This window comes from Bacillus sp. 220_BSPC, assembly GCF_001054655.1.
Lineage (GTDB): Bacteria > Bacillota > Bacilli > Bacillales > DSM-1321 > Peribacillus > Peribacillus frigoritolerans.
The window spans coordinates 1-23364 of sequence record NZ_JVPL01000294.1 but is presented as its reverse complement, the minus strand read 5'-3'; the positions used below and the strand labels follow the sequence as shown (position 1 = coordinate 23364).

The 23364-nt window shown below is 40.6% G+C and carries 22 protein-coding genes and 1 other RNA gene; 6 read left to right on the top strand and 17 right to left on the bottom strand.

Features of this window, described 5'->3' with window-relative positions; translation table 11 throughout:
- Positions 1 to 39: 39 nt before the first annotated feature.
- The 7 genes from rnpB to ADA55_RS24295 all read right to left on the bottom strand — a co-directional run bounded on the left by rnpB (position 40) and on the right by ADA55_RS24295 (position 7040).
- Positions 40 to 429, bottom strand: an RNA gene (gene rnpB, locus ADA55_RS28050) — RNase P RNA component class B.
- Between the two features lie 80 nt (positions 430 to 509).
- Entirely contained in the window at positions 510 to 821 is a 312-nt protein-coding gene (gene gpsB, locus ADA55_RS24320; protein ID WP_034307876.1) for a cell division regulator GpsB, read from the bottom strand.
- Between the two features lie 198 nt (positions 822 to 1019).
- The gene (locus ADA55_RS24315) at positions 1020 to 1571 is read right to left on the bottom strand and encodes a DUF1273 domain-containing protein (RefSeq protein WP_048688386.1); all 552 of its coding nucleotides are present in this window, start codon (positions 1569 to 1571) and stop codon (positions 1020 to 1022) included.
- A 65-nt stretch (positions 1572 to 1636) separates the two neighbouring features.
- Positions 1637 to 2134 (bottom strand): CotD family spore coat protein, encoded by a 498-nt coding sequence (locus tag ADA55_RS30815; protein WP_226990540.1) that lies wholly within the window; start codon positions 2132 to 2134, stop codon positions 1637 to 1639.
- 452 nt (positions 2135 to 2586) lie between these two features.
- Complete coding sequence (locus tag ADA55_RS24305) at positions 2587 to 3843, bottom strand: ribonuclease H-like domain-containing protein (RefSeq protein WP_048688383.1); 1257 nt, start codon at positions 3841 to 3843, stop codon at positions 2587 to 2589.
- Positions 3844 to 3879: 36 nt separating this feature from the next.
- Positions 3880 to 6156, bottom strand: coding sequence for a DEAD/DEAH box helicase (locus ADA55_RS24300; protein ID WP_048688380.1), 2277 nt, complete (start codon positions 6154 to 6156; stop codon positions 3880 to 3882).
- 122 nt (positions 6157 to 6278) lie between these two features.
- A complete protein-coding gene (locus ADA55_RS24295) occupies positions 6279 to 7040 on the bottom strand; it encodes an alpha/beta fold hydrolase (RefSeq protein ID WP_048688377.1) in 762 nt (253 codons plus the stop codon).
- A 141-nt stretch (positions 7041 to 7181) separates the two neighbouring features.
- Here ADA55_RS24295 and ADA55_RS24290 point away from each other — a divergent pair, with 141 nt between their 5' ends.
- Positions 7182 to 7634: an Hsp20/alpha crystallin family protein gene (locus tag ADA55_RS24290; protein WP_048688374.1), complete on the top strand. Its 453-nt coding sequence runs from the start codon at positions 7182 to 7184 to the stop codon at positions 7632 to 7634.
- 70 nt (positions 7635 to 7704) lie between these two features.
- Here the strand turns inward: ADA55_RS24290 and ADA55_RS27820 are convergent, their stop codons facing one another.
- From ADA55_RS27820 to ADA55_RS24270, 4 genes are all read right to left on the bottom strand, one after another.
- The gene (locus ADA55_RS27820; RefSeq protein WP_053087460.1) at positions 7705 to 8343 is read right to left on the bottom strand and encodes a YppG family protein; all 639 of its coding nucleotides are present in this window, start codon (positions 8341 to 8343) and stop codon (positions 7705 to 7707) included.
- Between the two features lie 76 nt (positions 8344 to 8419).
- Positions 8420 to 8788, bottom strand: a complete 369-nt coding sequence (locus ADA55_RS24280) for a YppE family protein (RefSeq protein WP_048688372.1) — start codon at positions 8786 to 8788, stop codon at positions 8420 to 8422.
- A gap of 69 nt (positions 8789 to 8857) precedes the next feature.
- Positions 8858 to 9133 (bottom strand): hypothetical protein, encoded by a 276-nt coding sequence (locus tag ADA55_RS24275; RefSeq protein WP_048688368.1) that lies wholly within the window; start codon positions 9131 to 9133, stop codon positions 8858 to 8860.
- A gap of 355 nt (positions 9134 to 9488) precedes the next feature.
- Positions 9489 to 10436, bottom strand: a complete 948-nt coding sequence (locus tag ADA55_RS24270) for a DUF2515 family protein (protein ID WP_048688366.1) — start codon at positions 10434 to 10436, stop codon at positions 9489 to 9491.
- A gap of 143 nt (positions 10437 to 10579) precedes the next feature.
- Between ADA55_RS24270 and recU the strand changes: the two genes are divergently transcribed.
- Together recU and ADA55_RS24260 are read left to right on the top strand one after the other, a co-directional pair.
- Positions 10580 to 11191, top strand: a complete 612-nt coding sequence (gene recU, locus ADA55_RS24265) for a Holliday junction resolvase RecU (protein WP_072273947.1) — start codon at positions 10580 to 10582, stop codon at positions 11189 to 11191.
- A gap of 26 nt (positions 11192 to 11217) precedes the next feature.
- Positions 11218 to 13977: a PBP1A family penicillin-binding protein gene (locus ADA55_RS24260; protein WP_053087459.1), complete on the top strand. Its 2760-nt coding sequence runs from the start codon at positions 11218 to 11220 to the stop codon at positions 13975 to 13977.
- A 43-nt stretch (positions 13978 to 14020) separates the two neighbouring features.
- On the opposite strand, the gene ADA55_RS24255 is transcribed toward ADA55_RS24260, so the two are convergent.
- The 6 genes from ADA55_RS24255 to ADA55_RS24230 all read right to left on the bottom strand — a co-directional run bounded on the left by ADA55_RS24255 (position 14021) and on the right by ADA55_RS24230 (position 21121).
- On the bottom strand, positions 14021 to 14560 hold the full coding sequence (locus ADA55_RS24255; protein WP_048688362.1) for a YpoC family protein: 540 nt from the start codon (positions 14558 to 14560) through the stop codon (positions 14021 to 14023).
- A complete protein-coding gene (nth, locus tag ADA55_RS24250) occupies positions 14557 to 15213 on the bottom strand; it encodes an endonuclease III (RefSeq protein WP_048688359.1) in 657 nt (218 codons plus the stop codon). Before nth ends, ADA55_RS24255 begins: the two co-directional genes overlap by 4 nt.
- A gap of 22 nt (positions 15214 to 15235) precedes the next feature.
- The gene (locus tag ADA55_RS24245; RefSeq protein WP_048688355.1) at positions 15236 to 15931 is read right to left on the bottom strand and encodes a DnaD domain-containing protein; all 696 of its coding nucleotides are present in this window, start codon (positions 15929 to 15931) and stop codon (positions 15236 to 15238) included.
- A gap of 114 nt (positions 15932 to 16045) precedes the next feature.
- The gene (gene asnS, locus ADA55_RS24240; RefSeq protein WP_048688353.1) at positions 16046 to 17338 is read right to left on the bottom strand and encodes an asparagine--tRNA ligase; all 1293 of its coding nucleotides are present in this window, start codon (positions 17336 to 17338) and stop codon (positions 16046 to 16048) included.
- A 247-nt stretch (positions 17339 to 17585) separates the two neighbouring features.
- Positions 17586 to 19445, bottom strand: coding sequence for a XylR N-terminal domain-containing protein (locus tag ADA55_RS24235; protein ID WP_048688349.1), 1860 nt, complete (start codon positions 19443 to 19445; stop codon positions 17586 to 17588).
- A gap of 146 nt (positions 19446 to 19591) precedes the next feature.
- The gene (locus ADA55_RS24230; RefSeq protein ID WP_048688347.1) at positions 19592 to 21121 is read right to left on the bottom strand and encodes a 4-hydroxyphenylacetate 3-hydroxylase family protein; all 1530 of its coding nucleotides are present in this window, start codon (positions 21119 to 21121) and stop codon (positions 19592 to 19594) included.
- A gap of 204 nt (positions 21122 to 21325) precedes the next feature.
- On the opposite strand from ADA55_RS24230, the gene ADA55_RS24225 reads away from it, so the two are divergent.
- Genes ADA55_RS24225 through ADA55_RS24215 form a run of 3 tightly spaced genes read left to right on the top strand, consistent with a single transcriptional unit; the run spans position 21326 to position 23303 of the window.
- Positions 21326 to 22114: a fumarylacetoacetate hydrolase family protein gene (locus ADA55_RS24225; protein ID WP_048688344.1), complete on the top strand. Its 789-nt coding sequence runs from the start codon at positions 21326 to 21328 to the stop codon at positions 22112 to 22114.
- Positions 22111 to 22899 (top strand): fumarylacetoacetate hydrolase family protein, encoded by a 789-nt coding sequence (locus ADA55_RS24220; protein WP_048688339.1) that lies wholly within the window; start codon positions 22111 to 22113, stop codon positions 22897 to 22899. The genes ADA55_RS24225 and ADA55_RS24220 overlap by 4 nt, the downstream gene beginning before the upstream one ends.
- Before the next feature lie 17 nt (positions 22900 to 22916).
- Positions 22917 to 23303 (top strand): 5-carboxymethyl-2-hydroxymuconate Delta-isomerase, encoded by a 387-nt coding sequence (locus ADA55_RS24215; protein ID WP_048688491.1) that lies wholly within the window; start codon positions 22917 to 22919, stop codon positions 23301 to 23303.
- The last annotated feature ends 61 nt before the right edge of the window (positions 23304 to 23364 follow it).

The window sequence follows — 23364 nt, the reverse complement described above, 5'->3', positions numbered from 1 at the left end:
TTAAAAGGAGAGTTGTGCTTTTGGTGTAATATGATAACGTTTTGTAAGCCATGTTTTGTTCCTCAGTACTGCAAGCGACTCGCGTCTCGTACTTCGGCGGTAATCATCTATCTACAGAAGCATGTGCTCCTGTCCTTCTCCTCGTTCATTTCCAAGGAAGAAAGCGCCCCTACCATTAATTTGGGTTTCTCGCTCGTGGGGTTTACCTCGTTCCACCCTTTACATTTCTGTAAAGGCTACGTCACTGTGGCACTTTTATAGGTATTCATGCCATATCCAAAAGGACTTAGGCATTTTCCCAGCCGTCAGCAATCCAAGATTGCTGCCCAAGCTTATTTTTTCGCCAGGCACGAACACTACGGACATCGCAGTCCGTGCGAGCATGGACTTTCCTCTACTGCATAAATGCAGCAGCAATTACCCAAACGTTAACATAACATAATTGATTATACTCCATTATTCATGAAAACACAATACCAAAATAATTTTTACTTTAACAATGCAAAACCTCAATCAAAAAGCTTGTTACCAAAAACGTGCTTTTCCAAGTTGGATAACCGTTTAAGGATGTCAAAGTTAGTGGTTCCCGGGGTGGCACTTGGAGCAGGTTGATTTGGACGTTTTGTACTCTCGTCGGCTTGTTTTTTCAATTTAAGATTTTCTTGTTTAAGATCTTCAATTTCCTGATGGAACACTTCATAATCTTTAATGATCAGATCCAGGAATTGATCCACATCTTCAGGTTTATACCCGCGCATGGCTGTTTTAAAATCTTTTTCAAGAATATCTTTAGCCGTTAATTTTATCTTATCGGATAGCATAAGACTTCACCTCAATACTTTCGCCAATACAATCGACTTTTTATTATTTTTTCAAATCTGCTTGGGTTTGTCAACGAAACACCTTTTTGTATCTTACTGTTTCAGTGAACGGTATGTATTCCCATTAAAACTGTATCTAAATTTCATAATAATATGATTATGCTTTAGAAACAACTTTTAATCCATAATTATTTTCTCTCATTCTTCGGACCAGCTCGCTTCTTCAGCAGCTGATTGCAAATCATCAAAGTTTATCTGAAAGATGGGGTATGGCTGTGTTTCAGCTTTTTTCATCGCTTCGAAATAAGGATATCGGGCTGATCCTTCTTTTTCGGCTTCGAAAATGATGAGCATGGCATCGCTTTTATGGACCATATACCTATTTTTGATTTTAAGCTGTTCGGGCCCTTCATATGGTTTGTTGAAAATGGATTCAACAAAATCGGCACGGGCCAATATGGATCGGTAAAACTCTTGATTCTTTTCATTCCATGACTCTTCCTGTTTCAGGAAAGGAGTAAGCACCCCTAATTTAAGCTGATGAAATTCTTCCTGTAATTCGAAAACCACTTCGGCACCCCATAGTTCCGTACCCAACTGACCTGAGATGATCACCCATTCCAGCCCATCTTCCACCAATGGCAGGAGACGCTGTTTCATCGCTTTCTTTATATATTTTACGGCTTCATGGTCATTTTTAAATATCCCGAATTCAAAAGCTTTGTAGCCGGTCATATACAAAACCTTCATTGCATAGTCAATCTCCCTTTTACATGATTATGTAAGAAAACAAGGGCTTAATAAGCCCTTATTTTTTAGTATCCAAAATGCCTAGGCGGACAGCCTGGGTTATGCGGCGGCCTTCCACAGATCAAGTGTTGATTATAGCACTCGTTCACAACGGATTGAGTATGCGGGAAATAATGCTTATACGTGTTCACATGTTTATTGACATTTGTAGTATGTGATGGATGAACGACAGGAATCACTGTGTTCGATACATTCGTATTGACATATTGCTGTGTTGGAGAGACTTGCGCTGGGGCAACTTGAGATGGAGAAGTTTGTGTTGGACCAAATTGCGCTGGAGACACAGCCGATGGACTATAGGCTCCCATTACGTCAGACGCTCCCATTACGTTGGAATTTTTTTTACCGGTTGATGCGCCCATTACATTGTTGTGTGCGCCCATTACATTGTTGTGTGCGCCCATTACATTGTTGGATGCTCCCATTACATTGGATGTTCCCATAACATTGTTGGATGCTCCCATAACATGGGGTTTATTTCCTCCACAATTACGAAAATACATTTATAATACGTCCCCTTTCATCATGATAAGTTTAGTCTTACCATTACAGACTATGAAAAAAAGGGGATACGTGTACTGATGAAATGACCTAATTATACAGAATAAGTATAAAACGATGTATGGCTGTCGATAAGTACACTATTATATGAATGCTATCTCTTCAAATATAGAGGGTAATTTTCTACAAAAAGGAATAGAGACTGTCTTTTAATGAAGTAAATAAAACAATCGTTAAACAAAGGACAACAAAAAATAGAAATAAAGTCGTTTTATACATTTCTCCGCTCCGCTTTCACCTTAATTTTATTTGATGTAAAGGTATGAAATGAACGCTTGGAATTTCACCCTCAACTCTTTCCATTTTACACACAATAGTTGAAGGCTACAATAATTGTATACATATTTTTTATTTTCATCCTTTTGCACTAAAAGACCATTCTCATTCCTTTATTTTATACAGAAATATCCTTTGAATTTTCTTTCTTTTCGAGCCGCCGTATCCTCTTTTCCAATTCCAATTGTTTTTTTCCCTGAGTGATCCCTTCTCTTACCATCTCTTGATGGGCGATTATTGAACATTTTAGAGCATGACCGACTTCCTTAAATTGATGTTCGTATAATTTTGCACATTCAATCTGTGCCTGTATCCTTATTTGCACATTCCCTTTTAAGGCAACTTCCTTCCAAATCTCCAAAGCTTCATTGAATTGTTTTAGCTTCTTTTTCTGGAAAGCTAAGGCATGACCAGCCATTATCCGATCTTCCTCACTTCCCGCTTCCAATATTTTTTGATATGTCTCAACTGACTCCTCTTTTTTTCCCAAATAATCGAGCCATCGTGCAATCTCCATGGACTCTTCCGTATATCCATCGATTTGGAGGATTTTTCGGGACAAATGAATATACAATGTGATCAGTGATAGGATATCCCATTCATTATGCTTCATGATCCCAAACAGAATTTCCGGATTCTTCCTCTCAACAAAATCAAAATATATCATCGGCGCCAAATATCCAGGAATATCATCCTCTCTATGTACACCTAGAATATCTGTTTCGACCGCAGATAATTTCACTCGCTCCAATTTGTTTCTCCAAAGGCGTCTTGAAGCATGATACAAATCGAAATGTCCGAACTCCGGTAGTTTTGGTACATGTTCTTTTATCAAGGTATGTCTTGTTTTTAGCTGAGGCCAATCAAAGGATTTACCATTATATGTGACAAGGGTTTCGTAATTGATGTTTTCCAGAAAGCTTTGATAAAGCGGGATTTCACTTCCAGGCTGCGGAAGGATATGTTGCTTCACGACAACTTCTTCACCTTCTAAATACGCATAGCCAAGTAAAAAAATGGTATTGCCGGCTCCTCCTCCAAGCCCTGTCGTTTCCGTATCGAAGAAAAACAGATCTTCACTTTTAACACCCTTGGCGGAGAGTGGATGCTCCAATGAAGCTTGATTCCACTCTTTTACGACCTTTTTCAGCTCGGAAAATGCATATAAGCCGTGTTTGTGATTTAAAGGGTAGCGGACTTCCCTAATGAAACAATAGTCGCCATCGAAATGAAAGGAAACGGTATCGTTCTCCAGCCACTTTTCAAAGTAGGGAATTTCTTCATTCTCTTTCTGGTCAATTACTTCTATAGGAGAAGTATGTTTCTCTAGGTTCATATGGGTTTTCATACGGTTTAGTTTATTTTTTAAAGACATGAAATTACACCTCTTTTCACGGATCACTGTAATCTATTAATGTTTTTGCTTACAAAATTGACCTAATAATTGTTTGGCATCACTCTTGGCTGTTTTCGTTGCGGATTCCGTTCCGATACAGGAGGGACAGCCGCTTTCACAAGTGCAATTCTCGATCATTGATATTGTTTCCATCAGGATGACTTCAGAGTTTTCATATACTTTATCACTTAACCCTATGCCACCCGGATAACTATCATAGATGAAAATGGTCGGTTTTTCATTATGCGCTGCCTTAACCTGCGGATACACATGGATATCATGCGGATCGCACATGACATATAGCGGAATCATGTAATTTAGAGCATGGGAGGCTCCTATCATTCCTTGTTCTATTCGATTTTCGTCCCAATTGAATATATCAGAATCCATGGAAAGCATGGCCGAACTCGTATGCAGCTCCATCTCCGGAAGACTGATTGGTCCTGACCCAATATTTTCATGAGTTTCGAATTTGATTTTCTTGAAGATCGTAGGCATTGCCCGGATTGCGACATCACCAAAAGCAGCTGCTGTGGAAGCGAAAGATCGCTGTTTATCGACTTCCAATACAGACAACTGGACAGCAAGGTTAGCATCCGTATAATAGTCCACATTGACTTCTCGTACATAAGCTTTCTTTTCATCCCAATCAAGTTCTTCCACCTGAAATTGAATTCCCTGGTGCAAATAAATGGCTTCATCGTGGAGAAGGGTCATTGCACTGAACGTATCCATTTCCCCGATGACCCGATTAACCGGTGCATTCGTTTGGTCGATGATCACGACATTTTCCTGTGCCGCTGAACGCAGGCTGATATTGCTTGCGGGAAAAGCATCATTCATCCAATGCCATTTGTCCCCATTCAAGTGTAAGACCCTTTCTTCCGTAAGGAATTCAAGAACGTCCATAATCTCTGTTTTCCCAAATGTATCGCCCTTTTTAAATGGCAGCTCATATGCTGCACATTTCACATGATCAACCAGGATCAAAAGATTATCCGGATTGATTCTTGCCGTTTCTGGATTTCTGGTAAAGAAATAATCGGGATGCTGTACGATATATTGATCAAGGGCACTGGAACTGCCAACCATGATGATCAATGCTTCACCATGTCTTCTTCCTGCCCGTCCGGCCTGTTGCCAGGCACTCGATATGGATCCCGGGTAACCAGTCATTATGCAAACCTGAAGCTGGCCGATATCGACACCCAACTCAAGTGCATTCGTGGATACCACTCCATAAATGGAACCATCCCTGAGGCCTTGTTCAATTTCCCTACGCTGTGTTGGCAGATATCCGCCGCGATAGCCCCTGATTGATTTTGGCCCCAATTGCTTTGACACAAGTTCCTGTAAATATGTCAATAGAATTTCCACACGAACCCTGCTTCGCGCAAAAACGATGGTTTGAATTTTATTTTTCAAAAATTCATTTGCCAGCTTCCTGACTTCCAAAACCGCACTCCTGCGTATGTTCAGCGGTTTATTGACTATTGGGGGATTGTAAAACACAAAATGCTTTTTCCCACTCGGGGCTCCGTTATTATCGATAAGGACCATTTGTTTTTCCGTAAGCTCTTCTGCCAACTCTTTTGGGTTATTGATCGTTGCGGAAGTACAGATGAATACAGGGTCGCTTCCATAAAAATTGCAAATCCTTTTTAACCTTCTAATGACATTGGCTGTATGACTTCCGAAAACGCCGCGGTAAATATGAAGTTCATCGATGACCACATACTTCAAGTTTTCAAACAAAGAGACCCATTTCGTATGATGGGGCAGGATTCCTGAATGGAGCATATCAGGATTGGTGATCACGATATGTCCGGCCTGGCGGATTTTTTGCCTGATATTTGAAGGTGTATCCCCGTCGTATGTATAACTATTTATTTCAGCATCCATTTCATGGATCATTTCATTCAATTCGCTTTTTTGATCATAGCTTAGTGCTTTTGTCGGAAAAATATAAAGCGCCCTGGTTTTTTCATCTTCCAGTATTTTTTGAAGGACCGGCAAATTATAGCATAATGTTTTACCAGAAGCTGTAGGTGTGACCGCAACAAGGCTATTGCCGCTGACAGCAGTATCAAATGCAGTAGCCTGATGGGTATACAACCCATTTATCCCCCGTATTTCAAGAGCATGCTTGATCCTATCATTCATTGCATCGGGAAAAGGAACATGTTTTGCCTCTTTTGCTTCAATGACTTGCCAATGTACTATATTATCTTTAAAATCTTCATTTGTTTTTAGATCCTTGATGACTTCTAATAAATTTTTTCGCAGTTTCATTTAACCACCTCATACTCCTATTCTACCGAATGAACGTTCTATGCAAAAGGGAAACTATTTCCTATTCAAAAAAAAAGCTGGAAACGTCAACATCTCGTTTCCAGCCCGGTCATTTTTTTGATTTAATTTTTCTCGACAAAGCGAATGATTTCTTCGATTAGTCTGCCTGGAGCTTCCACCATTCCCATATGGCCGCTGCCCTTAAGTATTACTTCATTGATATGGCTCCCTTTTACAGAAAAGGTTTTTTCAACGGGAATCACCTTATCCTGTTCACCTGCTACCAAAAGGACAGGCAACTTCGTATCTTTGAGAACATGATTTCTGTCTATTCTGTTCCTCATGGCATGTAAAGACCCTATCGCACCAATTTCACTTGTTTTATATCCGATTTCCTTTGTATGGTCAATATTGGGATCATCGGAATTAGCGAAAAGCTTTGGTATAAGTCCGTCAATGAACGCAGGGATTCCCTCACTTTCGATTTTCTCGACAGATTTTAAGCGCCCCGCCTTACCAGTCTCATCATCCGGGAAAGCGGTGGAATGTACCAATGAAAAACCAGACAATTTCCCAGGAAACCTTTCTGCGAATGCCAAGGTGATATAGCCCCCTAGCGAATGACCAAACATATATACCTGTCCGATTTCCAGTTCTTCCAAAAATGATGCAATATCAGCAGCCATATCTTCAATTGAGAAAGATTCCCCTATTTCCTCACTTGAACCATGTCCCCGTAAATCAACGGCAATTACCCGGTATTCTTCCTTTAATCCAGCAATGATGTCACTCCAATATTCATGGCTTCCGCAAAATCCATGGATAAACAACAATGTTTCCTTTCCTTTCCCGGTATCTATGTAGGAAAGCTTGCTATCTGTCATATTAATCCCTCATTTCCTTTATTAATCATTCAGTACCGTTATTCCCTTTGGACCTGAATCTGAAACCCAACAGTCCATTCACATTTCTTCATTCCTCACATAGCTTATAGGCAAAGGAATTTTTTAGAAAGGAGCACCGTGATGACCTCTTCTGAAAAAAATAATAATCGGAATCGAATAGAACCCTTTTCCCATTTCATTAACAAAATGGATCGGCTGTTTTCCGAAAGGCCTCCTAAAGGCATGTTGAAATCTCTTGACGATTTCTTCGGTTCGGCGAAAGAACGCAGCTTTCCGGTTGATATTCACGAAACGCATTCAGAATATACCCTTACTGCCACCTTGCCCGGAATTCCACGCAGCCAAATATCAATTGATGTACTGGCCCATGCCGTAACCATATCTGCAAAGCATGTAGATAGAAAGCATAAAAATCAAGGATTGTTCCAAAAGGAAGTTTCAGCCGGTACTTTTTCAAGAACCATTTCCTTTCCAAAACCGATTGATGAAGCAAATGTGACCGCTCGACATCGCGATGGCATCCTCACGCTTCACCTACCCAAAATCAGGGGGAATCGGATTGAAATCCATTAGGCATGAATAAAAGCAGACTTAAAAAAGTGGCTGGTCACTTGTAAGTCTGCTTTTTTCTTTTATTCACCATCTATGCTTTGAAGAAGCCCCCTACTCCTTTGACCATTGAAGATACTTGGGAAACTGTATTCATCATTTGTCCAGCTGTATTCATCATCTTCGTTATATCCATGGAGCCATCTTGTGTTTTAAATTGATTCATGACCGATTTGAAACCCGATGGCTGGGGTTTTTGCATGAACTGCTGCTTTGGATATGGATTATGAGCCTGCTGCTGACTTTGCGGAGGTCTTTTAGCTGGCTGTAACGGATTTGCGAACGGACTAAAAGCTTGCGGGTGAAGATTGGACTGGATTGGCTGCATTTGTGTCATTGGCTGCATTTGTGCCATTGGCTGCATTTGTACCATTGGCTGCATTTGTACCATTGGCTGCATAACACTGTTGCCCGGATAAGCTCCCACAGGCATCGCCTGCTGCGGGATTGGTTGAAATGGGTGATATGCTGCCTGCTGATAAGGATCATGATATGGCGTCACATAGCCCCCTGTATCCTGGTGATGATATGGATACATAAATGGTTGTTCAAGATTATGATCATTTGGCGGAGGATACGGCATTGGCTGTTGGTATCCTCCCCAATTTTCCGGCATTGATTGAGGAAACTGTCCTTGATTTGGGGAGATTTGGTTATAACCGGATCTCATCATGTCAATGAGCCCTCCTCTTTTTCATTACATGGTTCTGATAATATATGAAAAAAGAAGGAATAAAGTGTAGGTGTTTTTATGATAAAATCCGATCGATTTCCGTTTTTACATTATTAAGGATGAATTCGATCGACTGGACATGGCTTTTAAATCGCTTATAACTTGTTTTAGGAAAAAATGCCTGAACGGCCACATCAGAAAGGTTATGGGCGGTTTGTTCGATTTGCTCGGGGAAAAGATGCCTAAATTCGGTTTCTTTCATCCACTCCTTCATTCCGGTTTCCCATTCGATGCATACGGTCATGACCTGATCTGCAAACGGCTTTACTTCCGAAAAGAAATCCTTTTCCTTTCCTTCCAGGCGTACACCCTCATAAATATCATCTGCCTGGTCCGTATATTTAATCAATTGTTCTGTTAATAGCTGCAGTTTTTCTTTTTGCACAATATATTCCTCCGTACGTTTGTTTCCCTTAGTATAATCCAGTTCTTCATAAAATGAAATTCCTGCGGATTATACGTGCAATTCAGTGAAAACCTTGTGTTTTATAATTGTTTTTTCCGGAACAATGGAAAAGGAGTGGTTCACACCTTCAGCATTCACCCAATAATCCTCGGCTTTCTCAATGGCTTCCTGGGCTTCATTAACTAATGTATATTGTTCCGCCCATAGTTTACACCGCACTGTATTTACAGTTTCCCCATATGAAATTTCCAAACGATCCAGGCTGGTACTGATCTCAGCTATCATCCTTAATATCTCTTCTGTTGCGACACTTTTATTGACCATGCTGATCCCTCCCATTCTTTACCTGTACTATTCTTTTTTTTATCTGAAAGCCCTTCATGACTGACAAAACTAGAAGCGAATCGGCAAAGAAAGTGCAATTCACTTAATTTATTATGCCCTTCGACAACAATGGCAGAATGAAGAATGAAGTTTTAAACAAGAATACAGACAGGAGGTGATTTTATGCAGTCGAATGAAAGCAGACAGCAGAAAAACGAAAAACGACAAAAGCCGCCCACTAAAAAGGCAGGAACGGGAAACCCGAAACTTAGTGGAGAAAACCGCCCCTCTACGTAAGTAATAAATACTGAACGATAAACAGGGAAGGCTTTATCGACGTCTTCCCTGTTTCCTATTATAAAATCCAATTTTTGATTATTGCTGCCGTGTGCAGCTGTTTTTGTTTATGATCATACCATTCCGTCAAATGCGGGTCTTCTTCCCATTTGGGTTCAATGAACCATTTTTTTTTAACCTTTTTTTTCATATCCCATTGCTCTGTCTCCCCTGCTTGATGATGAATCAATGGATATACTCCTCTCAGCATCGGGGTTTCATGGTACCTAGGCTTTTTTCGATATTGTTCATAATCATATCTGGCACCCGTTGGTTCAGTCCTGCAGGAGAATTCATAAAATAGTGGAAATAAATCTTCAGAAAATAAAAGCCCAGCCAACCTTTTCCCCAATTCAATCCTTTTATCGATATTTCTAAAATGCGAAACGGACGAGCCATACAGTTCTCCATTGCAAGTAGGAAATAGAACGGTGCTAAAATGCATCCAGTCCTGCAGGAAAAATAGCAGAGAATGAAAAACGAAGGATTGCTTTTTAATAACCGGTTCTTCAATGATGTTTTGTTCATTTATGATAAGCGCATTGACTAATTTTTCACGATTTCCATGTTTCCAAAAGGAATACCATTCGTTCTTCATGAATTTGGTAATAAAAAAATACTGACATAAGTGAAACAATGGACGTCCATATTTCGTCGAATAATGATAGAGAAGTAATTGCGGATATGCATCTTGGAATATTCTCCAGTTGGCTTCTTCATACGTTAGGAATAATTGACGCCTGTATTTAAGGCCAAGTAAATTGGAAAACCAAATCCCTTCAAGATCACACATATTCCAGCCTGCATTCCTGGAAACCATCCCGGCTAAAAATGACCATTGTATTTCTGGATGGATTCTGAAAAATTGTTCATATGCTTTCGTTCTTGATATATTATCCCTATTCCCTTTAGCGGTTTGGGCTTTTATGGAATGGAGCAATTGCTTTTCCGTCTTTAACATTCGCATCTATGTGTCCAGCCTTTCTATAGCGATGAATTGTGACATATAGTTGTACATAAATCCTATCGTTCTAAGAAACAATTCTTTTTATTCACATATTGGATTCTTTTTTTGCTAATATAGATAAGTGAAAAAAAGGAGGGGTAAAAGTGGCATTTCATTATCCCAACGGACGAAGATTTGTACCGCAGGCTATGGAAGAAAAGAAAAGCCCACTAAAAAAAAACAGTTACAGCAACCGGGGAAAAACATTGGAAGACGATTTGAACGAAACCAATCAGTATTATTTAGCACACGGCATTGCCGTCATCCATAAAAAACCGACACCCATTCAAATTGTCGATGTCCACTATCCGAAAAGAAGTGCTGCAGTCATTAAAGAAGCTTATTTCAAACAAGCATCGACCACCGATTATAATGGTGTTTATAAAGGAAAGTACATTGATTTTGAGGCAAAGGAAACGAAAAACAGCAGTTCGTTCCCTCTGAAGAATTTTCATGACCATCAAATTGAACATATGAAGCATATCGTTCAGCATGACGGAATTGCGTTTGTCATCATCCGGTTTTCCGCAATGGATGATATATATTTAATGAGTTCCGAACAACTGAGTTTTTATTGGAAGAGAATGAAAGACGGCGGACGCAAATCTATAACTCTTCAAGAGGTTGAAAGCAGTTCACGAAAGATTACTCTTGGCTTTCAACCGAGAATTGACTATATTAAAGTAGTAGATTCGCTCATCTCAGAAAATTTTTAGTTTTTTAGAAAGGCAGGTTAGCTGTAATGGCTGAAAAATATAATACTAGAGAAGAACGCCGAAAGCAGGGGCAGACACAAAAAAAGGGACAGAATAAAAGTCCTCAAAAGCCAACCAATATGCTTAAGCGGATTTTCCTTATACTTGTTACAATCGGAATAATAGGCCTGGTTGCCGGAGGAGCTGCAATGGCTTACTTTATAAGCGACGCTCCAGAACTTGACGAAAAGCTTTTGAAAGATCCTGTCACATCCAAGATTCTCGATGAAAATGGTAAATTACTTGCTGAAATCGGAAAGGAAAACCGGGATTATGTAAATTATGAAGACATACCCGATCTTGTCGAAGAAGCTTTCCTGGCAACGGAAGATTCCCGCTTTTATGAGCATCACGGGGTCGATTTCTTACGTCTGGGCAGTGCCGTCATAGCCAACTTCAAAAATGGATTCGGCTCAGAGGGTGCAAGTACATTGACCCAGCAGGTCATCAAGCGTTCTTATTTAACGCCTGATAAGACCATTAAAAGGAAAGTCCAGGAAATGTGGCTATCCATACAGCTTGAAAGAAAGTATACAAAAGAAGAAATTTTCGAAATGTATGTGAATAAGATTTTCTTTGCAAACCGTGCCAACGGTATCTTAACTGCATCGCAAACTTATTATGGAAAAGATCTTAGCGAATTGAAATTGAACGAAGCGGCCATGCTTGTAGGATTACCGCAAAGCCCAAGCAGGTATGACCCGTATAAATACCCTGAACGTGCGAAAGAACGCCGTGATATTGTCCTGCACTTAATGAATAAACATGGTTATATCACCGAAACGGAAATGAAAAATGCACAAAGCATCGATATAACAGAAGGACTTCAAGAAATCGATAAGAGCCAAATCGATACGACCGCATACGATGCATTCATCGATTTGGTAATTGAGGAAGTCGGGGATATGGGTGACTATAACGTCTTTACCGATGGTTTGGAAATCCAGACGACCATTGATAAAGATGCCCAGGAATATGTCTATAACATGTTGAACAGTGATGAAATCATCAATTATCCAAGTAAAGATCTACAAGCAGGAGTCACATTACTCGATACAGAAACTGGTGAAATTAAAGCAGTGGGCGGCGGCAGGAACACGACAGTTAAACGCGGCTGGAATTATGCAACGGATGCCAAGCGATCACCTGGTTCGACCATTAAGCCGATTCTGGATTATGGTCCTGCCGTGGAATATTTAAATTGGTCCACTTACCATCAAATCAAAGATGAGGAATATAGATACAGTGATGGAACACCGCTTAAAAATGCTTCAGGACGACATTATGGTACTGTAACGACTCGTGAAGCACTGGCACGGTCATTAAATATTCCTGCCTTAAAAACGCTTCAAGCAGTCGGATTGGACCGGGCACGTGATTTTGCCACTGACCTTGGGATTCCTTTTGACAAGGAAATTACCGAATCGGCAGCATTGGGCGGCGGTAAGGATGTTTCAACACTTGAACTTGCCGGTGCATACAGTTCATTCGGAAACAACGGTATCTATAATGAACCGCATAGTGTGAAAAAGATTGTTTTACGTGATAAAACAACCATCAAAAATAAGACTGAATCAAAACCGGTCATGAAAGATTCCACAGCTTTCATCGTGACGGACATGTTGAAAAGCGTCATGAAAGAACCTTATGGAACAGGAAGGTTAGCCAATATACCTAGTCTTCCAGTAGCCGGTAAAACGGGGTCGACCAATTTCACACCTGAGCAGCGTGCAGCGAACAACATCCCATCTTCCGGTGTAAAAGATAGCTGGATGGCAGGTTATACAACCAATTATACAGTCGCGGTTTGGGCTGGTTATGATAATGCATCTGGTGAGCAAATGGAATATCTGGGTGAATCATCTCAAAGAATCCCTAAATCCATCTTTAAGAATTTAATGGAACATATGGCTCAATCAAAAGAAACGAAAGACTTTGATCAACCTGACAGTGTTGTGAAGGTTGGAGTCATCAAAGGTTCGAATCCAGCTGTTAAAGCCAATGAATATACACCAAGCAGTAAAATCACTTATGAATATTATGTTAAAGGTCACGAGCCAACACAGGTGACGACAGAATATGAAAAAATCGACTCACCTGGCATTAGCGCTTCTTACAACCAGGAAAGCAATGAAATCAATTTATCATGGTCATATCCTAAAGGTAATGGGAATACCCAATTCGAGGTTAAGATGTCCGTTGACGGCGGCGCACAGAGCGTATTGAAAAAATCGAAGGATACTAGTTTAACGATTCCTAATCCAACCCCTGGAAGTAAATATACTTTCTCAGTGGTAGCTCTAGTTGATAACCAACAAAGTGATCCTGCGAGTACATCTGTCAAAATACCTGCTGAAGCGGCAGTCCCTGAGGATACTGAGGACGAGGAGATTGAAGATCCGGCCGAAGGTGAGGATACGGAACAAGAAACTCCTGCTGAAGGCGAAGAAGATAAACAAGACGAAGACAAAAATAACAATGGCGAAAACGGCAATAAAGATAATAACGACAATAATGGCAATAACGACAATAATGACAATGGCAACAATGGTAATAATGGTAATAATGGAAATGGTAATGGAAATGGTAATGGCAACAACACGGATGACGGAAATGGCAATAATGGAGAGGATGTCGAGGGCGGGGATGATACCACTGACCCTGGAACGGTAGAAGAGGAAAAACCAGTCGAGACCCCTGATCCCGATCCTAATCCGGACCCAGATCCAAACCAAGATACCGAATAAATATATATGAAGATTGACCTAAAAAAACGTCTAAGCTTTTGGCTTAGACGTTTTTTTGGCTGTTCTTATTTTTGATCATGAACTTTACATATTGTTTTTCAAATTCTCGGAACAACTCACTGAGCTGTCTATAAGAATGAAAAAAAGCGGGTCTAGCAAGGATGAAAGAAAGCCTTTCATCCATGTTCACCGGAATATTGTTAAAGGATTGTATTTGGCACCGGATATCATTCAATGCCACTGGCTGCCCATGCATCCAGAAGACTGCGGTTAAAAATAAACCGATCCCCTGCTTCATGAGTCCCAAGGTCTGTCCCGATTTTCGCTCAGAAAATAGCAAACTGCATTCCGAATCAATTCCCTTCCATCTCTCCAGCAGTTCCTTTACATGCATTGCCCCCTTCGTCCAAGGAGCATACGCTTCTACATCATTATAATAAAGTAACTCGTATGGGAAAGACTCCAATGGAACCGTTTCACTCCAACCTGCATATCGTTCTTTTTCCAAGATGGTTTCCTTTTCAGGAAAAAACAAATGATGGACCAATTCTTCAGGGACTTTTAATGATATGGACTGCGTCAATTGGCTTCTTTCCTTTTCATTCTTTTTTTTCCTTCACGGCATAATTCTAGAAGCGGGCAGGTTTCACATCTTGGTGACTGGGCCTTGCAATGATAGCGTCCAAAGAATATCAGGCGGTGATGCGTAACGGACCACTCTTCCTTTGGTATCTTAGCCATCAACGTTTTCTCAACGTCGAGGACACTATCCTTCCAACGGCATAATCCCAGGCGCTTGGAAACACGCTCTACATGGGTATCCACAGCGATCGCCGGCACATCAAAAGCAACGGAAACGACTACATTCGCAGTCTTTCTGCCAACCCCAGGCAATTTAACAAGCTCATCACGATCTCTCGGAACTTCCTTACCGTATTCTTCGATCAGCATGCGCGACAGCTTTTGTATATTCTTAGCCTTGTTACGAAACAAACCGATTGAGCGAATGTCATTTTCCAACTCTTCAATCGGAACGCTTATGTAATCCTCAGGCGTTTTATATTTCTGAAATAAATCCTTCGTCACTTTATTGACTAATACATCCGTACACTGAGCTGACAGGGCAACAGCAACCACCAATTCAAATGGATTGGAGTGATTCAGCTCACAATGGGCATCCGGAAACATTTCACCCATCGTATCCAGACAATATCGAATTTGAGCTTTATTCAACATATTGGTTCTCCTTCAATTTACATTACTGCTCGAGCCAGTTATAGAAAGGCACATCTTTCAATGGTTGTGCAGTTTCCGTTTTTCGGTCCCTCTTTTGATGAACTCTAAATTTTTGTCCTTGCTCCCTTGCCTGTTCCAAGGTTTTAATTCCATTCTTTTTCCACTCGAATAAAATTCGATCAATGTATCGGAAATTCAATTTTCCGGAAATGACAGACTCCCTCAGAGCTGACTTAATGATTTCAGGTTGATGGTCATCCTCCATCCACATTGCCAATGTCTCACATTCAAAGGGAGATAAAGGGCGGCCGAACTCCTGTTCAAAAATCGTATAAAGGCTCTCCCCCGCTTTTTGGATTTCTGCAGACTCTGCCTGTTTCAAAGTTTTCAAGAAACAGTCCATCATTTTTTCATACAGTGGAGACAACGAATATTTTTCCTGTCCGATTTCTTGGCTCCCCTCAACCACCATTTCAACAAATCCCCTTTGGACCAAACGCTGGATCATGAATAGACATTCCGTTTCCTGCAATGTCATTCGGTCAGAAAGTTGGGATGGTGCAGGGAAATGATTACCTTTATCGATGAAGCTTTGCAATTGTAATAATAGGACCATTTCTTGTTCATTCAGTCCCATTGTACTATAGTTAGTCAACAAAAAGGATGGAATCGTTATCGTTCCTTCCTTAAACCACGCATATAAATGTTCTTTATTCATGTTTTTGGACACCTCTGGTTTAGTATAACATGAATACGGCTCATCGAATAAGTTTATAATTTTAACAAAAAACGGTTATCTGCCAATAGGCAAGATAACCGCTTCACTACGGAATCAAGGATATAATCGATTTAATAGACGTGGGAACGGGATGGTTTCACGGACATGCTCGACCCCACTGATCCATGCCACGGTGCGTTCCAATCCCAAACCGAAGCCTGAATGCGGCACAGAGCCATATTTTCTTAATTCCATATACCATTTGTAAGCATCTTCGCTCAAGCCATGCTCATTGATTCTCTGTTCAAGCAATTCCTGATCATGAATCCGTTCTGAACCGCCAATTATTTCTCCATATCCTTCCGGAGCGATCAAATCGGCACAAAGAACGACTTCTTCCCTGGCAGGATCTGGCTGCATATAGAAAGGTTTGATTTTGGTTGGGTAATGAGTTATGAAAACGGGCTTATCATAACTTTCCGCTATCGCAGTTTCATGCGGAGCTCCAAAATCATCACCCCATTGAATATCATCAAATCCTTGTTCATGAAGGAACTTAATGGCTTCATCATATGTAATGCGCGGGAAAGGAGCTTGGATTTGTTCAAGCTTCGATGTATCACGGCCCAGTGTATTCAACTCAAGCTCACAGTTTTTCAACACGGATTGGATGATGGAAGAAACGAATTTCTCCTGGACCTCCAGGTTTTCTTTAAATTCGATGAAAGCCATTTCTGGTTCAATCATCCAGAACTCGATTAAGTGTCGTCTTGTTTTGGATTTTTCCGCCCTGAAGGTTGGACCAAATGAAAATACCTTCCCAAGTGCCATGGCAGCCGCTTCCATATAGAGTTGACCACTTTGTGAAAGGTAAGCATCCTCATCAAAGTATTTAGTCGCGAACAATTCACTCGTTCCCTCTGGTGCGCTTCCCGTTAAAATTGGGGGATCCACTTTAACGAAGCCTTCTTCATTAAAGAATTCATATGTAGCACGGATTATTTCATTCCGAATTTTCATGACTGCATGCTGCCGTTTTGAACGCAGCCACAAATGGCGGTTATCCATTAAAAATTCAGGACCATGCGCTTTAGGTGTAATCGGATAATCCAATGATTCATGAATGATTTCAATATCTTTCACCTGTAATTCAAAACCGAACGGCGAGCGTTCATCCTTTTGAATGACACCTGTTACATACAAGGATGACTCTTGTGAAACCGATTTCGCACGAGCGAAAATCTCTTCACCCACTTCAGCTTTCACGACCACCCCTTGAATAAAACCAGAGCCATCACGTATTTGAAGGAAAGCAATTTTCCCACTGGAACGTTTGCTGGCAAGCCAGCCTCCAATGGTTACTTCTTGATCGACGAATTTGCTAGCATCTTTTATTGTAATTTTCACGGAATTTACCTCCAAAAATAACTTAACTTACTAATGAATTTACTCTACTTATTATACCCATAGCCCTGCTTACAAGCAAATAAATCAATTGAAGCGGGGGTTCCATGCCTTTTATATCATTCTTATTATGTTTTTTAGTGTATTCGCTAGATTGCATGGTAGTTTACCATTCACGAACACCCGCTCTTATTACAGTAAAATCATCTCGGTATATGTTATCGATGGACTTTTCCATTTCCTAAACAAATTAACGAATGGTAATCATTTTCGCCTTTAACAGGGTTTCAAATGATGCATATAATTGAAAAGCACTTTTAGGATTTCTTATTTGGCAGGAAAGCAGTTCTTCAAGTCTTTTGATCCGATAGCGTAAACCACTCATTGAAATGTTCAAATCTTTCATACTGCATTCAAGATTTCCACCGCATTGGAGAAATACGTAAAGCGTTTTCAATAATTCTTTCATTTTGGGGTCATCTTCCATCAATAAAGGACCCAGCATTTTCTCAGCTTTTTTCAGTACCGCCGGAGTACTCCCAGTATGCATTAAAATGGATAGCAGATCGACTTCTTCGAATTTGATAATATCCCGAGTTCCTTCATTCATATTCAAAGCGGTTAAAGCTTCTTGAAAAATCTCGTGAGCCCGTTCCAATTCATCACTTATTGTACCAAGTCCCACTTTAAAGTTATATCCGCTGAAAACCGTATATAAATGATCGATGCATTCCTTGGTTCGTAATGGGAATTCATTTCCTGGACTCAGCGGTATTAGCAATACGATATGACCATCCCTTAATGCTGTTAAGACGACTTGATTCCGCTTTTTAAAGAAACTATAAATCTCTTCGATGATTTTCTGCTGAATGAAATAGTCATTCTCTGTCCCCCGATTGGAGGAAAAACGATAGCCCAGCACCGCAATTGTGAAAGGATGATCCAATGAAACGTCTAAATACATACTTTTTTTGATTATTTCTTCTTTAGAAGCAAACTCTCCATTTAATATTTGTTCAAGGAATAAACCTTTTACCCTTTCAAGCGCTTCAAAACTGCTTTTCTCATTTAAGAGGAATAAGGAACCAGTCATGGACACCCTCTCAAGAATCATTCGATTGATTTCCAGGTTCGTTTTACCTTCAGCTCGATCAGCTTGCACAAAGGCACAATAGCCGTAAGTTTTATTTTGTAATGTAATGGGAGTATAAAGCAGTTCCATCCCATCTTTTACGATTCTTCCGGTCTCCAAAGTGACAGGTCCATCTTCCCTCATTAGTTTAAGCTGATTCCTGACATCCTCTGCCTTCCCTTTGTGAAAACCAGCATGATAAACTTGATTGTTATTGAAATTCTCCATCAACAAAGGTATTTTTGTTTTCTGATAAACCATCCTCACTATCGATTGAAGGCTTCTTCCGTTAATTAACTCTTCTGTCAGCAAATTATGAATATCCATCACTTTTGACAAACTATTGCGCTCCTCCAGCAGCTTTTCATATGTTACGGCAAGCTCTTGGACAATCGGTTTGGTTTTATAATATTTCAACTCATCCTGAATCTCCATGCCCCATAAATGTATCGATTTACCTTCGTATCTACACGCTGAATACCCTGCTCCCTTACAGTCGCTTTCCTTAAAAATCACTTCATGACCGCAGACCGTTGAATAAAATCCACTTGCATACCCCGTCAATGTATAACAGACTGGCTTTTCCGCGATTCCAGTCTGGGTGATATGTTCCTCTGCCTCATAGGAATTGACCCAAACCCCTTCCACCTTTACAGAGTGTACATCCGCATGACCATCCATCGATAATTCCAGTTTCGTCGTATTGACTTTTGTATAGCCTTGCATCATATGTAATATGGGGCCTTGCCTCAGTATCTCCTTAACCGTTGACAAATTCCCTTTTAGTGCTTTTTTAGCATCATTGACACCAATATTCCAGCCATATCGTATTAAAAAAGACTTCATTCTTTCAAATCCAATATTCTCGATCAGGTCCTTTCTTAAGGTACCGAAAATTGAAGAGGAGGTCAGGATCATCCTCTCATCATTTAAATGAATTTCACCATCATCATTCTTAAGATTCAAAAGATTCGTCATGATTCCCCCGGCTTTCCTTTTACATAATATTATACTTTTTCCACACCTTACCTATCAAGATAAATGTAAACGCATTCATATCATGCCGTGGGGAAAAACCGGTGGGAGTCGATACATACCATTCTTTACACGTTTTCTTAAACAGTTTAATTCATCCGGAGCTGAATCAAATCATTAATGTCTTCATCTTCATTTATCCACTTATCATTTGTCCAGCCATGAAGGTCATAATCGTCCATTGCCAAGTCCACAAAAGCTTTGAATTTATCCGATTGTCCATTTAAATCAGCCATTTTCATGGTTTCAAGCCTAATATTTTCATGGTTACCCGCATAATTGATTTCATATAACTCATTTCTGCCGCCAAATTCCGTTCCGATGGAATCCCAGATAAGTTTCATCAGTTTTACCCTTTCCACTGCCGAAACCGCACCTGAACCCTTATAATATTTATCGAGATATGGACGGACCTCAGGGTTTAAAAAATCCTTGGAGCTTGATGGGAGTTGAATGAGATTACCTGCTACAACCTGTTCAAATATCTGTTTCACCTTCGGCCAAACCATAGGTGCGAACACCCTATAAGCAGTTGCATATGTGCTATTGGGGAGAACAGTGCCATTCGGCCCTTCCATCGGATCTGTAGCCATCGCTGTCGAGATTGCCCAAAACATATTCCTGTAAGCAAGCACTTCCCCGATATTGGCTTGAACTCCCCTGAATTGATTCGTTCCTGCCATTTCCGTAGCCTTCATCAGAAGCCCAGCCATAAAGTCCAATTTCACTGCATAGCGTGTGCAGCCATGAAATGTATATCGATTCATCCACCCAGTCTTGGATCTAAATCCATTTGCAATTTCCACATTATTATAGGCGAATACATTCTCCCATGGCACGAATACATGATCAAGGACGATGACTGCGTCATTTTCGTCGAACCGACTAGAAAGCGGGTAATCGAAAGGAGTGCCTGTCTTGGCAGCCGTTTCTTCAAAAGACTGTCTGCTGATCATTTTTAATCCCGGCGCATTCATCGGCACAAAGAAAATCAATGCATGGCTCCTATCTCCTTCCCCAAGATCGACAGGAGAATAATTAGCGACAAAATTATAATTCGTAAGTGCTGCAGAAGTTCCAACCATTTTGGCTCCGCTTACGATTATTCCATCATCCCGCTCTTCCACGGTACGTACAAATACCTCTTTATTTTCATGTAGCGGTTTATTCCTGTCCATTGCCGGATTTATAATTGTATGGTTACAGAAGGGAACGTCCCTTGTGGTTTTTTCATACCATCTTTTCGCATTATCTTCAAATCCCTTATAAAAATCGCTATAAGGTCCCAATGATCCTGTAAATGCAGCTTTGTAATCAGGGGTACGACCCATGAAACCATAGCTCAACTTTGACCATTGTGCTATGGCATCCCTTGCTTCAAGTAGCTCTGTTGCGTTCTTTGAGGCCTTGAAGAACTTATGGGTAGTATGGCCTTCATCTGTCTTAGCCGTTAAAATCCGTGCAGTATCCGGATCATGTAGAGCATCATATAGCTGCGCAATTGACCTGGCAGAATTGCGATATGCTGGGTGTGTCGTCACATCATCTACCTTATCACCGTTCAAGAATACCGTTCGTCCATCTCGTAAACTTTCTAAATACTCTTTGCCATTCATCATCGGAACATCCCCCATTCACAATCTTTCAATTGAATTCCTAGCTTCATACTAACTAAATGTTCCAGGCATTTTTCTGTTGAAACCCATCTTTTTTCTAACATTTTTTGTCTAATTATACTGAATAATCTAAATATGTTGAACTTAAACAAAAAATCATATACGATATCATATATGATTAATCATAAAATCAAGGGGTGAGTGTCCATGGCAAAAGCAAGAGTGAAACTTCAAAAGTCAGATTATTCAGAAGAAGTGGAAATACTGTCGAACCGCTATATATTATTGAACGGTTTTAAGTATGAGGTATCACGAATCAAGTTGGATAACCCTATTTCAGGAACGGTATATGGAACATTATTAAACTATAAAGGGTCATTGGAAGCATTGAAGGGGAAGATCGACCATCCGCCTTATAATGAACCTCCTAAAGGGCCGATCCTTTATATTAAACCTAGAAACACGTTTTCTTCTTATTCCAATCCAGTTCCCCTTCCAACCGGCATACCTGAATTGGAAATCGGAGCAGCACTTGGAGTAGTGATCAGTAAAACGGCCACAAGAGTCAAGAAAGAACATGCATCGGATTATATAGAAGGTTTTACGATCGCCAATGATATTAGCATTCCTCACGAAAGCGTTTTCCGTCCTGCTATCCGCCATAAAGCCCGTGATGGATTTTGCCCGATCGGTCCATGGGTCGTATCCAAGGAATCCATCTCCAACCCCGATTCTTTAGGACTTCGTGTATATATTAATGGAGAGCTAAGGCAAGAAAATTCAACTTCAAATCTAATTCGCTCCATCCCCCGGCTTATTGAGGATGTAACGGACTTCATGACCTTGAGTACGGGTGACGTCCTTCTAGTTGGTGTTCCTGAGAATGCACCGCTGGCCAAAGCCAATGATCAAGTCAGGATAGAAATAGACGAAATCGGTTATTTGGAAAATACGATCATTTCCGAGGAAAAATTATCACTGGAGGGGATTTTATGAAGAGAGCACGTGTAGCCTATGCAGGTGCCATACATCCAGCAAGTGAATATCATGGCCAGCTCCAATTGGCGGATGGCCGGATTGTCAATGAGCAGGACGTTGTCTGGCTTCCCCCGGTGGAACCACGAACTGTCTTCGCGCTTGGTTTGAATTATGCAGACCATGCGAAGGAACTAGCTTTTAAATCCCCGGAAGAACCCCTTGCGTTCTTAAAAGGTCCCAATACATTCATCGGCCACCGGGGACAGACAAGGCGGCCTGCTGATGCAGCTTATATGCATTATGAATGTGAACTGGCAGTGATCATCGGTAAAAAGGCGAAGAACATAAAAAAGGAAGAAGCCTTTAATTATGTAAGTGGATATACGATTGCAAATGATTATGCAATACGGGATTATCTGGAGAACTACTACCGGCCAAATCTAAAGGTCAAAAATCGCGATACCTGCACCCCCATTGGTCCCTGGCTCGTCGATGCCGAAGATATTCCAGATCCTTCGAATCTTGCCATCAAAACTTACGTCAACGGAAAATTGACTCAGCAAGGCAACACGAAAGACATGATTTTCGGCATTGCTGATTTAATTGAATATTTCAGCAGCTTCATGACATTGAGTCCAAACGATATCATATTGACAGGCACACCTGAAGGCTTGGCGGATACTGCTGTAGGCGATGAAATCATCACTGAAATTGAAGGTATCGGAAAACTCGTTAGCACAATAGTCGGGGACGATGTATTTACTGAAAACGGGGATCGGCCTCATCTAAAAATCCACAAATAATGGAAGGGACTGATCATATGCCTCATATAATTATTGAATATACGGATAATATCAAAGATGAAATCCAGATTGACGGGTTATTAAGAAAGGTGAATGATGTACTGATATCCTATCCCTCCATTTTTCCAATTGGCGGGATTCGATCCCGGGCGATTGAATTGAAGCATTATCTTGTTGCCGATGGTACAGAGGATGATGCTTTTGTTCATGCCATACTAAAAATTGGCGCTGGACGCCAGGACAGTGATAAAACAAAAGTATGTGACCACCTTTTCGAAACGTTGGAGTCCCATTTGGCATCCCTCTTTTCAAAAAGATATCTTGCCCTCTCCATGGAACTTACGGAATTCAGTGATTTTGGCACATATAAAAAGAATAATATCCATAATCGATATAATAAATGAACAATATTTCATATTTCAGACTGTAGACAAACTCGATGAAAATCGAGTTTGTCTATTTTTA